This is a genomic window from Dactylosporangium siamense (assembly GCF_016862795.1).
Taxonomy (GTDB): Bacteria; Actinomycetota; Actinomycetes; order Mycobacteriales; family Micromonosporaceae; genus Dactylosporangium; species Dactylosporangium siamense.
Window position 1 is genome coordinate 37,680 of sequence record NZ_BONQ01000014.1, and the last position, 12,099, is coordinate 49,778.

At 74.6% G+C, this 12,099-nt stretch carries 14 protein-coding genes; 8 read left to right on the forward strand and 6 right to left on the reverse strand.

All coding sequences use genetic code 11. The features are described from left to right. Positions 1-39 precede the first annotated feature (39 nt). Positions 40-738, forward strand: coding sequence for an HAD family hydrolase (locus Dsi01nite_RS02055; protein WP_239135619.1), 699 nt, complete (start codon positions 40-42; stop codon positions 736-738). On the opposite strand, the gene Dsi01nite_RS02060 is transcribed toward Dsi01nite_RS02055, so the two are convergent. Beyond that, positions 697-1,557, reverse strand: coding sequence for a helix-turn-helix domain-containing protein (locus Dsi01nite_RS02060; RefSeq protein ID WP_203844255.1), 861 nt, complete (start codon positions 1,555-1,557; stop codon positions 697-699). The genes Dsi01nite_RS02055 and Dsi01nite_RS02060 overlap by 42 nt on opposite strands. Before the next feature lie 104 nt (positions 1,558-1,661). Between Dsi01nite_RS02060 and Dsi01nite_RS02065 the strand changes: the two genes are divergently transcribed. Beyond that, positions 1,662-2,699, forward strand: coding sequence for an SDR family oxidoreductase (locus Dsi01nite_RS02065; RefSeq protein ID WP_203844256.1), 1,038 nt, complete (start codon positions 1,662-1,664; stop codon positions 2,697-2,699). Here Dsi01nite_RS02065 and Dsi01nite_RS02070 read toward each other — a convergent pair. Beyond that, the gene (locus Dsi01nite_RS02070) at positions 2,685-3,491 is read right to left on the reverse strand and encodes an alpha/beta hydrolase family protein (RefSeq protein ID WP_203844257.1); all 807 of its coding nucleotides are present in this window, start codon (positions 3,489-3,491) and stop codon (positions 2,685-2,687) included. The genes Dsi01nite_RS02065 and Dsi01nite_RS02070 overlap by 15 nt on opposite strands. 48 nt (positions 3,492-3,539) lie before the next feature. Here Dsi01nite_RS02070 and Dsi01nite_RS02075 point away from each other — a divergent pair, with 48 nt between their 5' ends. The 3 genes from Dsi01nite_RS02075 to Dsi01nite_RS02085 all read left to right on the forward strand — a co-directional run bounded on the left by Dsi01nite_RS02075 (position 3,540) and on the right by Dsi01nite_RS02085 (position 5,280). After that, positions 3,540-4,175 (forward strand): TetR/AcrR family transcriptional regulator, encoded by a 636-nt coding sequence (locus Dsi01nite_RS02075; RefSeq protein ID WP_203844258.1) that lies wholly within the window; start codon positions 3,540-3,542, stop codon positions 4,173-4,175. A 4-nt stretch (positions 4,176-4,179) separates the two neighbouring features. Further along, positions 4,180-4,578 carry a class-II aminoacyl-tRNA synthetase family protein gene (locus Dsi01nite_RS02080; protein ID WP_203844259.1) on the forward strand — a complete coding sequence of 133 codons (399 nt, stop codon included), beginning with the start codon at positions 4,180-4,182 and terminating at the stop codon, positions 4,576-4,578. Between the two features lie 63 nt (positions 4,579-4,641). Further along, positions 4,642-5,280, forward strand: a complete 639-nt coding sequence (locus Dsi01nite_RS02085; RefSeq protein WP_203844260.1) for a hypothetical protein — start codon at positions 4,642-4,644, stop codon at positions 5,278-5,280. On the opposite strand, the gene Dsi01nite_RS02090 is transcribed toward Dsi01nite_RS02085, so the two are convergent. Next, complete coding sequence (locus Dsi01nite_RS02090) at positions 5,267-6,217, reverse strand: NADP-dependent oxidoreductase (RefSeq protein ID WP_239135620.1); 951 nt, start codon at positions 6,215-6,217, stop codon at positions 5,267-5,269. The genes Dsi01nite_RS02085 and Dsi01nite_RS02090 overlap by 14 nt on opposite strands. 70 nt (positions 6,218-6,287) lie before the next feature. Between Dsi01nite_RS02090 and Dsi01nite_RS02095 the strand changes: the two genes are divergently transcribed. Next, positions 6,288-7,244 (forward strand): GlxA family transcriptional regulator, encoded by a 957-nt coding sequence (locus Dsi01nite_RS02095; protein WP_239135621.1) that lies wholly within the window; start codon positions 6,288-6,290, stop codon positions 7,242-7,244. A gap of 78 nt (positions 7,245-7,322) precedes the next feature. Here the strand turns inward: Dsi01nite_RS02095 and Dsi01nite_RS02100 are convergent, their stop codons facing one another. Further along, the gene (locus Dsi01nite_RS02100) at positions 7,323-7,976 is read right to left on the reverse strand and encodes a response regulator transcription factor (protein WP_203844262.1); all 654 of its coding nucleotides are present in this window, start codon (positions 7,974-7,976) and stop codon (positions 7,323-7,325) included. Beyond that, a complete protein-coding gene (locus Dsi01nite_RS02105) occupies positions 7,973-9,118 on the reverse strand; it encodes a sensor histidine kinase (protein ID WP_203844263.1) in 1,146 nt (381 codons plus the stop codon). The genes Dsi01nite_RS02100 and Dsi01nite_RS02105 overlap by 4 nt, the downstream gene beginning before the upstream one ends. 84 nt (positions 9,119-9,202) lie before the next feature. On the opposite strand from Dsi01nite_RS02105, the gene Dsi01nite_RS02110 reads away from it, so the two are divergent. After that, a complete protein-coding gene (locus Dsi01nite_RS02110; protein ID WP_203844264.1) occupies positions 9,203-10,048 on the forward strand; it encodes an ATP-binding cassette domain-containing protein in 846 nt (281 codons plus the stop codon). Continuing rightward, a complete protein-coding gene (locus tag Dsi01nite_RS02115) occupies positions 10,045-10,866 on the forward strand; it encodes an ABC transporter permease (RefSeq protein ID WP_203844265.1) in 822 nt (273 codons plus the stop codon). The genes Dsi01nite_RS02110 and Dsi01nite_RS02115 overlap by 4 nt, the downstream gene beginning before the upstream one ends. On the opposite strand, the gene Dsi01nite_RS02120 is transcribed toward Dsi01nite_RS02115, so the two are convergent. Beyond that, a complete protein-coding gene (locus Dsi01nite_RS02120; protein ID WP_203844266.1) occupies positions 10,840-12,096 on the reverse strand; it encodes a magnesium transporter MgtE N-terminal domain-containing protein in 1,257 nt (418 codons plus the stop codon). The genes Dsi01nite_RS02115 and Dsi01nite_RS02120 overlap by 27 nt on opposite strands. Positions 12,097-12,099: the final 3 nt, after the last annotated feature.

A 12,099-nucleotide genomic window follows, 5' to 3' on the forward strand; every position in this document is an offset into this window, starting at 1 on the left:
AAACAGCGTCATGTTCGTCACGGCGTAAGATCCACGCACGTGACGGTGCAGGCGGTACTGTTCGACCTCGACGGCACGCTGCTCGACCACGAGGCGGCCGTGACGGCCGCGTTGCTGCGGTGGCTGCCGGAGATCGGGGTCGAGGCGACCGCGCCGGCCCGGGCCCTGTGGTTCACGCTGCAGGAGCGGCACCTCTCCGACTGGCGCGCCGGGCGGGTCACCTTCCAGCAGCAACGGCGCCACCGCCTCCGGGACTTCCTGCTCGCGACCGGCGGCCCGGTCGGGGGTGACGACGATCGGCTCGACGCGCTGTTCTCCGCGTTTCTTCGCTGGTACGCGCAATCGTGGGCGCCCTACCCCGACGCCGTCCCGGCGCTCGACGCGTTGCAGCGGTCCGGACTGCGCACGGCGGTGCTCACCAACGGCAGCCAGTCCCAGCAGACCGACAAGCTGGCCAGGATCGGGCTCCTGGACCGGGTCGGGCCGGTCTACACCGGCGAGGCGCTGGGCCTGTTCAAGCCCGACCCGGCCGTGTTCGCCGAGGTGTGCCGCCGCTGGGGGCTGCCGCCGGGCGCCGTGGTGAGCGTCGGCGATCGGCACGACCTGGACGTGCTGCCGGCCCGCGCCGCCGGGCTGCGCGCCGTGCACCTGGACCGCGACAGGTCCGGCCCGCCCGGCGAACCGCACCGGATCACGTCACTGAGCGAGCTTCCGGACCGCCTGCCGTCCGCCGGCTGAGACTCCGGCGGACGCGGCGCCGAGCAGCGCCAGCTTGTCCGCGTCGGGCGTGCCGGGATCGGGGTGGTACACGACCAGCATGATGCCGTCGGTCCCGCTGATGAGCAGCTTCTCCCGGTTGAGGCGCAGCTCGCCGACCTGCGGATGGCTGAAGGGCACCACCGCGCCGGCCCGGTGGCGCACGTCGTGGCGGGCCCACAACCGCCGGAAGAGCGGGCTGGCGAGGGACATCTCGCCGACGAGCTCGATGCAGCGCGGGTCGTCGGTGGCGGTGCCGACGGCCTGGCGGAAGCCGGCGACCAGCCCGGCCGCGGCCGCCTCGAAGTCGGGGAACATCGCCTGCTCGGCCGGGTCGAGGAAGACGTCGCGCAGCCGGTTGCCGCCCACCACGAGGCGCGGCGACAGGGCGGTGGCGAGAGGGTTGGCGGCGAGCACGTCGAGATACCGCCCCTCGACGAACGCGGGCAACGTGAGCATCGCCACGAACTTGACGGTGCTCGGCGGGACGACCTCCTTCCGGGGACGCGGCCGGCGGCGGGGCTTGCCGGTGGCGAGGCCCAGCAGGTACGCCGTGGTGTCCTCGTCCAGGAGCAGCACCCGGGCCAGGGACTCCAGGACCTGTGCCGACGGGCTGCGGTCGCGCCCTCGCTCCAGGCGCAGGTAGTAGTCGGCGCTGATGCCGGCCAGCATCGCCACCTCCTCGCGGCGCAGGCCCGGCGTCCGCCGCACCCCCAGCACGGGCACGCCGGCCGCCTCGGGGGTGACGAGTTCCCGGCGGGCCCGCAGGAACGCACCCAGCAGGTTCGGCTCGTCGCTCATGCCTGCCACGGTAGGCCGCGCCGGGCGCCGTTGCGGGGGTCCTGCCAGACCCCTGGCTGGTGGGGGCTCTGGTCCGGTCCGGTGGAGCGCCGGATGGTGGTCGCATGACCACGAATCAGCAGCGGGTACTCGTCACCGGCGGGTCCGGTTTCATCGCCGGGCACTGCATCCTGCAACTCCTCGATGCGGGCTACCTGGTCCGCACGACCGTCCGGTCACCGGCGCGGGAGGGGGAGGTGCGGGCCGTGCTCGAAGGCGCCGGCATGGTGCGCGGCGACGCGCTGAGCTTCGTCGCCGCCGACCTGACCGCCGACACCGGCTGGGCCGAGGCCGTCGACGGGTGCGACTTCGTGCTGCACGTGGCCTCCCCCGTGCACCTGGGGAAGGTCAGGCACGACGACGACGTCATCGTGCCCGCCCGGGACGGCACGCTGCGGGTGCTGCGGGCCGCCCGCGACGCCGGTGTCAAGCGGGTCGTGCTCACCTCGGCGTTCCACGCCGTCGGGTTCGGTCACCCGCACACCGGTCACACGTTCACCGAGGACGACTGGTCCGTGCTCGACGGGCCGGGCGTGGACGCCTACGGCCGGAGCAAGACCCTCGCCGAGCGGGCCGCGTGGGACTTCATGGCGGCCGAGGGCGGCGCGCTGGAGCTGACCACGATGCTGCCCGTCGCCGTCATGGGGCCGGTGATGGGCGGGGACGTCTCCGGCGCGAACCACATCGTGCGGCGCAGCCTGGACGGGGCGATGCCGGGGTACCCGAACCTGTGGATCCCGATCGTGGACGTGCGGGACGTGGCGAGCGCGCACGTCCTGGCCATGACCGCCGCGGGTGCCGCGGGACGGCGGTTCCTGCTGTCCAGCGGGCCTCCGATCGCGATGCGGCAGATCGGCGCGATTCTCAGGGCGCACCTCGGTGACGCCGCAGGCAAGGTGCCGACCCGGACCGTCCCGGACGTCGTCGTGCGGGTCGCCGCCGTGTTCTCCGCGGAGTTCCGCCCCGTCGCGGCCGACCTGAACAACGTCAAGAAGATCTCGAGCGACCGCGCCCGCTGGGTCCTGGGCTGGCAGCCGCGCCCGTCGGAGGACGCCGTCATCGCCGCCGCCGACAGCATGGTCGCGACGTCACCGGCCGGATAGGTGCCGGTCCACGAAATCGATGACGGTCGCGGCAAGCTCCAGGCGATGGTCCGACAGGGCGTGGTCGGTCGGGAACACCAGGTGCTCGAGCCGGATGCCCGGGCGGGACCCGTACACCTGGACCAATGGCGAATGATGCAGCTCGTGCGGGGTGACCGGGTCGCGACCGGTGCCGACGAGCAGCACCGGGCGGTCTTCGAAGGCGGGGGCGAGGCCGGCCAGGCGCCACGCGGGCCCGGCGGCGACCATCTCGCGGACGAGGGCCTCGCCGCTGGTGCCGCGCAGCGGGAGCAGGTCGCTGCCGAGCGCCTCGACGACCTCGGCCCGGACCGCGGGGTCGGCGCACAGGTCGGCGGCCGTGCCGAGGTCGAAACCGGCGACGGAGACGGCCGCGCGGACGCCCGCGTCGGCGGCGGCCGTCATCAGCGCCGCGAACCCGCCGAGGCTGTGGCCCACCACCGCCACCCGTGCCGGGTCGAGGCGGTGCGTGGCCGCGAAATCGTTGTCGCGGACGGCCGCCACGACCGTTGCGGCGTCCTGCAGGACGTGCCGCCAGGAGTAGTCGCCGCCCATGCCCCACGAGCCGCGGTAGTGGAAGACGAGCGCCGCGTGCCCGGCCCGGCGCAGGGCCTGGGCGAGGTCGAAGTTGCGCTCGTTGCCGGGAAAGCCGTGCAGGAGCACGACGACCGGGTGAGGGCCGGCGCCGGCGGGGAGGTGCAGGACGCCGGCGAGGGTCTCCCCGCCACTGGTGAAGGTGACCGCGGGCGTGCTCGCGGCCGGGACCGTCGTCATCGTCGGGACGCTAGCACACAGATCGAACCGTTCGGTACCATCTGTGTCGTGCCAGTCACCAAGGGAACCGCGATCGACCCGGCCCGCACCCGCGCCGGCCTGCTCGCCGCCGCCACCGACCTGCTCTACCGGCGGGGGCTCGACGGCATCGGCGTGGCCGAGCTGTGCACCAGCATCGGGGTGTCGAAGGAGACCCTGTATCGCCACTTCGGCTCGAAGGACGGCCTGGTCGAGGCGGTGCTCCAGGCGCGCAGCGACCGGGTCACGGCCTGGCTGGCCGGCGCCGCGGCCGACGCCGGCGACGACCCGGAGGCGCAGCTCACGGCGGTGTTCGACGCGCTCGGGCGGTGGCACGCGGAGCCGACCTTCCGCGGCTGCGCGCTGCTCAACGCGGCGACCCAGTGGCACGACGGCCACGAGGGCACCGCCCGCGCCACCGCCGCGCGGCACCTGGACCGGCGCCTCGAGCTGCTCACCGGGATCGCCCGCCGGGCGGGCGCGCCCGACCCGGCGGCGCTGGGCCGCCAGCTGCTCGCCCTGGTGGTAGGCGCCACGGTGCTGGCGGACCTGCACCCCGGGGCGGCGCCGAGCGCGCCCCGGGACGCCGCCATCACACTGCTGCGGGCCGCCTGTCCAACGGTGTCCAACGATCAGCGATCGACGGACGTCACCTCGTCAGAATGACCGCATGGCGGCGCAGTTGGTTCATGATGAGGCGTTCTGGAACTATCGGGAGCAGACCCGGCAGTCCGGGACGATGCTGCGCACCGGGCGGTTACGCGCCTGGCGCGAGGACGGCGGGCGGTTGCTGGCGATGCTGACCGTCCAGCCGTATTTCGAGGACCACGGATGCACGATCCCGGAGCAGGTCCGGGGCCGGTTCCCGTTCTCCGGACGGCTGGTCGACGTGGTGTCCTACGAGCCCGGCTGGTGGGGCGGCCGCTGCCGATATCACGTCGCGGACCCGGCGTACGTGGCCCAGCAGCGGTGGATGTCCGTCGACGCGCGGACCATCGCCCGCCGGCTCGGCCCGGGGTTCCAGATCGACGACGAGGCGGACACGACGTTCGGGCAGCTCGGCGCCTGACCGTTCGGGGAAATATCGGGCAAAACGCCATGAAGGCCGCGAGGCGTCCGTAGCGTTGGGTTGATGAGGATGGTTCACAGGCTGGCGGCCGTAGCGGCCGCCGTCGCGGTGACCGGTTCCCCGGCCACCGCCGCTCACGCCCAAGCCGCTGAGGATCTGCGGCCCGCGCTGCTCACGCCGGCCGATCTGCCCGAGGGGTTCGTGCCGGTCGCGGCCGCCACCAACGACGACGGTGCCGTCACGATCGGCGGCAACTTCCCCGGCTGCCCGTCGCTGGACCCGGTGACCGGCGACGGCACCACGGCCGCCGCCGTCACCTACAGCAAGGGCGCCGTCGGGCCGTACCTGACCGACGCCCTCGTGCATTTCCCGGCCGGCGGCGCGGTCACCGCGATGGACCGGCTGACCGCCGCCGTCACCACCTGCAAGTCGTTCAGCCAGGAGCTGGCCGGCATCACGGTGCGCTTCACGCTCACCCCGGCGCAGGTGCCGGCGACGCTCGGCGAGAAAGCGTTCGGGGTGCGGATGACCGGCGACACCGACTTCGGCATCGCGGTCACCGCCGACATCGTCGCGATCCGCCGCGGCGACTTCGTGCTGTGGCTCAACGACATGACGGTCGGCACCACCGGCGCCGGCCTGGTCGGCACCCTGGCCAAGACCGCCGCCGACCGCTGCGCCCAGCAGGTCAAGGGCTGCTGACGGTCAGCACCACCTTTCCCGCGGAGCGGCCCGTCGCGACCAGTTCGTGCGCCTTCGCGACCTCGTCGAGGGGCAGCACCGCGTCGACGACGATCCGCAGCTCGCCGCGGTCGACCAGGTCGGCTAGGGACCGCAGCCCCGCGTGGTCGGGCTGGACCAGCAGGAACCCGGCCCGGCGACCCCGCCGCCGCGCCTCGTCCGCCAGGTACGCCTCGGCGGGCGAGGCGAGCGCCACCAGGACGCCGCCGGGCCGCAGCGTGGTCAGCGACCGGGGCCCGTACTCCCCGCCGATCGGATCGACCACCACGTCGAGGTCGGCGACGGCGTCCTCGAACCGCACCGCGGTGTAGTCGACCACCTCGTCCGCCCCCAGACCGCGGACGAGGTCGTGCTTCGCCGCGCTCGCCGTGCCGATGACGTGCGCGCCCCTGGCCTTCGCGATCTGCACGGCGAGGTGCCCGACGCCGCCGGCCGCCGCGTGGACGAGCACCCGCTGCCCGGGCCGGACGTCCGCGGTGTCGACGAGGGCCTGCCACGCGGTCAGCCCGGCCAGGCCGAGCCCGGCGGCCTCCACGTGCGACAGTCCGGCCGGCTTGCGGGCCAGGTGCCGGGCCGGCGACGTCACGTACTCCGCATAGGTGCCGGCGGCCTCCGGGAGTCGCGGCATGCCGTACACCTCGTCGCCGGGACGCAGCCAGGTCACGCCGAGGCCGACCTCCTCCACCACCCCGGACACGTCCCAGCCGAGCCGGACGGGCCTGCCGAGCAGGCCGCCGGTGGCGCGGTGCCACAGGTCCGTGGGGTTCACGCCGGTCGCGTGGACCCTGACGAGGACCTCCGAGATCCCCGGCTCGGGCCGGTCCACCTCCACCACCCGCAGCACCTCGGGCCCGCCGAGCGTGTCCTGACCGATCGCGCGCATCACGTTGTCTCCCATGCGCCCAGCCTCGCCGCGACGACCGTCCCGATCGAGTGGCCACATTGCCAGTATGTGCAAAGATCTGGCCATGGCTCATCGTGTCGTCGTCCTCGCCCTCGACGGCGTGTATCCGTTCGAGCTGAGCATCCCGAGCCGGATCTTCGGCACCGCCGACCACCTGTACGAGGTCGTGACCTGCAGCCTCGACGGCGGCCCGGTCCGCACCGGCTTCGACTTCAGCGTCACCGTGCAGCACGACGCGTCCGCCGTCGACACCGCCGACACGCTCGTCGTGCCGCCGTTCGTGTGCGCGCCCGACGGCCCCCGCGACTGGCTGCCGGAGCCTCTCGCCGCGGCGCTGCGCCGGCTGCGGCCCGGCGCGCGGATCGTCTCGATCTGCACCGCCTCCTACGTCCTGGCGGCCGCCGGTCTGCTCGACGGCCGCCGCGCGACCACGCACTGGAACGACGCGGAGCACTTCCAGCGCACCTTCCCCGCCGTCGACGTCGACGCATCGGTGCTGTTCATCGACGACGGCGACGTCCTCACCGCCGCCGGCGCCGCCTCGGGCATCGACGTGTGCCTGCACCTGATCCGCCGCGACCACGGCAGCGCCGTGGCGAACCGGGTCGCCCGCCTGTGTGTCGTGCCGCCCTGGCGGGAAGGCGGCCAGGCCCAGTACATCGACCGCCCGGTCCCGTCCCCGGCGGCCGCGACCACGGCGGCGACCCGGCAGTGGGCGCTCGGCCGGCTGGACCGCCCGATCTCCCTCGCCGAGCTGGCCGCGCACGCCCGCATGAGCGTCCGCACGTTCTCCCGCCGGTTCCGCGAGGAGGTCGGCATGACGTCGGGGCAGTGGCTGACCCGGCAGCGGATCGAGCACGCCCGGCACCTGCTGGAGACCACCGACCTGCCGGTGGACCGGGTCGCCGCCTCGGCCGGCTTCGGCACGGCCGCCTCCATGCGCCAGCACCTGGCCAGCACGATCGGTGTGCCGCCGATGGCGTACCGCAACACCTTCCGCACCGCCGCCGAACGGGTCTGACACCCCCGGGTCCCCTGGACTACCTTGATCCAACTCCGGACCCACCGGTGTGGACGGGGGTCCGCGTGCCGGCGCTCGCTACCGGCGCAGGCCTGACTGGACGGCGAAGACCACGAGCTGGGCCCGGTCGCGGGCGTGCAGCTTCAGCATCGCGCGGCTGACGTGGGTGCGCACCGTGGCCGGGCTGACCACCAGTTCGGCGGCGATCTCGTCGTTGGACCGGCCGGTGGCGACCCACGCGACGATCTCCCGCTCCCGCCCGGTGAGCCGGTGCAGCTGCGGGTGCGGCACCGACGGTGGGGTCGCGGCGGCGCCGAAGCGCTCGATGACGCGCCGGGTCACCGACGGCGACAGCAGCGACTCGCCCGCGGCCACCTCCCGCACCGCGCGCAGCAGGTCCTCCGGCGGGGCGTCCTTGAGCACGAAGCCGCTGGCCCCGTCGCGCAGCGCGGTGAAGATGTACTCGTCCAGCTCGAACGTGGTCAGCATGACGACGCGGACCGCGGCGAGGGCGGGGTCCGCGGTGATCTGCCGCAGCGCCGCCAGCCCGTCGAGGACCGGCATCCGGATGTCGAGGAGGACGACGTCGGGAAGGCAGGCACGCACCGTGGCGACCGCCGTGACACCGTCGGCGGCCTCGGCGACCAGGTCGATGCCGGGCTCGCCGTCGAGCAGCGTGCGCAGGCCCATCCGGACCAGGGCCTGGTCGTCGGCGACCACGACGCGGATCACGGGCGCTCCAGCGGTTGAACCAGTGGCTTTTCCAGTGGCAGCCCTTTGTCCAGTGGCAGTCGCGCCGTCACCGCGAAGCCGCCGCCGGGGCGCGGGCCGGCCTCGACGGTGCCGCCGACGCGGGCCGCGCGGGTCCGCATGCCGGCCAGGCCGCTGCCCTCCACCACGGCGCCCGCCGCCCGCCCGTCGTCGCGGACCTCGACCACCACGTCCGCACCCTCGCGGGCGACGCGCACCCGGGCGGTGCCGGCCCCGGCGTGGCGCAGCACGTTGGTCAGCGCCTCCTGGAGGATGCGGTACGCCGCGACGTCCACCTCCCGCGGCAGCTCCCCCACCCAGACGTCGGCCACGATCGCCAGGCCACCGGACCGGATCCGGTCCAGCAGCACCGGCGCCTCGGCGAGCGTGACCGCCGGCCGCCTGGGGCCGTCGTCATCGTTGCTCAACAGGTGGAGCTCGGCGCGCATCCCGTCCAGGGACTCGCGGCTGGTCGCCCGGATCGCCTCCAGGGACGCCCGGGCCCTGACCGGGTCCCGGTCCAGCACGTGCAGCGCGACCCCGGCCTGCATGGCGATGACGGCCAGGCCGTGGCCGACCGCGTCGTGCAGCTCGTGCGCCATCCGCATCCGCTCGTCGGCGACCACCCGCAGGACGTTGGCCGCGTGCACCTCGGCGAGCGCGTCCCGCCGGGTCCGCACCCCCACGCCGATCGCGGCCGGCAGCGCCACCGCGAGCAGGACCAGCAGCGGCCAGGTGCCGGCGCTGAACGGCAGGCCGAACCGGAGCCCGCCGGCCACGTACATCGCCAGCCCCAGCACGACGTTGGCCGGGACCGAACGATTCGCCGGCCACGCCACGGCGACCCCGGCCGCCGCGACGGGCACGGCGACGAGGATCGGCCCGACCGGATACCCGGCGGCCAGATACGTCCCGACCGCGGTGCCGCAGCCGGCGAGCGTCACCGCGGGCATGCGCCGCACCGCGAGTGCCGCGACCGCCGCGACCACGACGAGCAGGTAGGCGAACAGGTCGGGCGACCTGGTCCAGCCGGACTCACCGTCGCCGGCGTCACCGGTGCCGAGCAGCCCCGCGCCGGCGACCAGCACAGCCGGCCACCCCAGCCGCCACGCCCTGGACCACATCGGCCGAGGATACGTTGATTTGCGTATGCCCGGTGCCGCCCGCACGCTGACGCCTCCCCGCCCGCCGGCGCCGATGCTCGACCCATGACCGAGACGATGGTTTCCACCGACCGGCTGACCCGCCGCTACGGCACGCGTGTCGTGGTCGACGCCGTCAGCCTGACTGTCCACAAGGGAGAGGTGTACGGCTTCCTCGGCCCCAACGGCGCCGGGAAGACCACGACGCTGCGCATGATCCTCGGTCTGGTCCGCCCGACCGCCGGCACCGCGACCGTCGCGGCCCGGCGCACCGGCGCGCTGATCGAGGGGCCGGGGTTCTTCCCGTACCTCTCCGGCCGCGACAACCTGCGGGTCCTCGCCCGGCACCGCGCCCTGCCCGACACCGCCGCCGACGCCGCCCTCGACCGGGTGGGACTGGACGGGGGCGCGGCGTTCCGCACGTGCTCGCTCGGCATGAAGCAGCGGCTCGGGGTGGCGGCCGCCCTGCTCGGCGACGCCGAGCTGCTGGTCCTGGACGAGCCGACCAACGGCCTGGACCCGGGCGGGATGGCCGCCATGCGGGGGCTGCTGCGCGACCTCGCCGCCGAGGGTCGCACAGTCCTGCTGTCCAGCCACCTGCTCGGCGAGGTCCAGGAGATCTGCGACCGTGTCGGCGTCATCACCGGCGGGCGGCTCGTCGCGGAGAGCACCGTCGCCGCGATCCGGGGTGCCGGCACGCTGTTCGTGCGGGCCGCGCCGGTGGACGTGGCAGCGGCCGTCGCCGCACGGTTCGGTGCCGTCACCGAGTCCGACGGCGGCCTGCGGTGCGACTCCCCGGCACCCCCGTTGGTCCAGGCACTCGTGCGGGCCGGCGTCGAGGTGCACGAGGTGCGCACCGTCGAGCGTTCCCTCTCGGACGTCTTCTTCGAGCTGACGGAGGATCTGGCATGAGCGCGGAGCTGTTGCGGCTGCGGAAGTGGCCCGTGCTGTGGGTGCTGCTCGGCATCGGGCTGACCCTGGACGTGCTGTTCGGCTACGTCTTCGACTACCTGTCCTACCGCACCGGCAGCCGCCCGGTGAGCGAGGACGCCCCGCTGCTCGCCGGTCTGCTCCCGGCCGGCGTGCCGGTGACGACCGTCGAGGGCATGCCCATGTTCGGCGGCGCGATCCTGCTGATCCTCGGCGCCCTCGCGGCCGGCAGCGGCTACGGCTGGGGCACCTGGAAGACGGTCCTCACGACGGCACCGTCCCGGCTGCGGGCGTTCACCGGCCTGCTCGGCGCGCTCGGTGCCGTCGTCGCGGGACTGGTCGCGGCGATGTTCGCGGTGAACTTCGCCTGCGCCTTCGCGATCGCCGCCGCCGAGTCCTCCTCCTTCGACCTGCCACCGTTGGCAGACCTCGCCCGGGCCGCCGGCGGCGCGCTGCTGATGCACTCGATGTGGGCGTCGTGCGGCGTCCTGCTCGGCATCGTGGCCCGCGGTCCGGCCCTGGCCGTCGGCCTCGGCATGGTGTGGACCCTGGCGGTGGAGAACCTGCTGCGCGGCACCGGCAACGTCCTCGCCCCGGTCGCCGCGGTCGCGGACCTGTTGCCGGGCACCGCGGCCGGCTCCCTCGCCGGCGCCCTGGGCGCGGTGCCCTTCGCCGACAACGGCACCCCGGGCGTCCTGTCCACACTGGACGGTTCTGCGGCGGCGCTGCTCCTGTCGGGTTGGACGGTGGTGTTCACCCTGTTGGCCGGCCTGCTACTCACCCGCCGCGATGTCATGTGACGGGCCGGCGGCGTCAACGGCGGCCCGGGCCGCCGCTTCGAAGCGCCGCGTCTCCACGAACCAGCACACCCGGTCCCGGTCCTGGGGCGGCATCCGCGCCAGGAGTCCGTCCGCGACGTCGGTGGGGAGCGCGTCGAAGATCGGACCCGGTCCCCAACCCCAGTGCAGGGCGGCGAGAGCGAGCGCGGCGGCGTCGGGATCCATCGCCGTCAAAAACCGCGCGGCGACCTCGACCGGCCGATACCGCAGCTGGTAGGAGGCTTGCAGCGGCGGCATCAACGAGAGCCGTGCCGTCGCGTCCCCGGCGCTCATCAGCAGCAGGACCTGGTCGCGCTTCGGGCGGGGAAACCGCACCGCGGCCAGGTCCGGCGGCATGGCCGCCAGCAGGCGCGCCGCGAGCGGCTGCGGCATCGCGTTGAACATCCACGCCGCCGGGCGGAGCGCCATCGCCGCGATCGCGGCCGGCACCGCGGGGTCCTCGCCTATGGCGGCGGCGATCCGGGCGGCGGGCGCGGGTTCGAGCGCCTCGAACACCTCGGCGAGCTCCCGCGGGGTCAGCCCGGCGAGCTCCGCGGCGGCCTCGGCGGCGGGCAGCGCGGCCAGTTCGGGCCCGGGCCGGGGATGGGTGATCGGCACGCCGTGGGTGCGCCGCCAGCGCCGCCACGACCGGCCGGTCGTGGATTCGCGGGGGTGCTCGACGCGCCACAGGACGTATCCGGCGTGGAGCCGGGCGGCCCGGTCCGGCGCGCCGGCCGCCTCGCGCAGTCGCTCGCGCAGCGTGGGACTGTCGAGGCGCCGTGCCAGCGCGTGGTGCCACCCGTCGCTGAGGTGGCGCCGGGGCCGGCGCACGGCGTCGAGCAGCAGGTCCTCCAGGACGGCGCGCACCGGGGGCGACGCGCCGTGGCGGATGAACCCGTAGATGGGCGCGGACACCTGTGGCCAGCGGGGCTGCACCCGCTGCCAGTCGGCCGGGAACCGTGTCTGCCATTGCAGGCACAGCAGCGCGAACGGCTCCAGCCGGCGCAGTTCGTCGCCCGTCCGCTCGGTGCGCTCGTCGGTGAAGGCGGCGACCGGGTCGGCGAGGGTGCCCGTCGGCCGGGACCGGTGCTGCCGCCACAGCAGCGTGCAGTGCCGCCGCACCGCCGCCTCGCGCGTCTCGTCGTCGGCCGAGACGAGGTCGAAGACCCACGCGTAGGCGTCCAGCGACCGGATGTCGAACCGCTCCAGCACCGG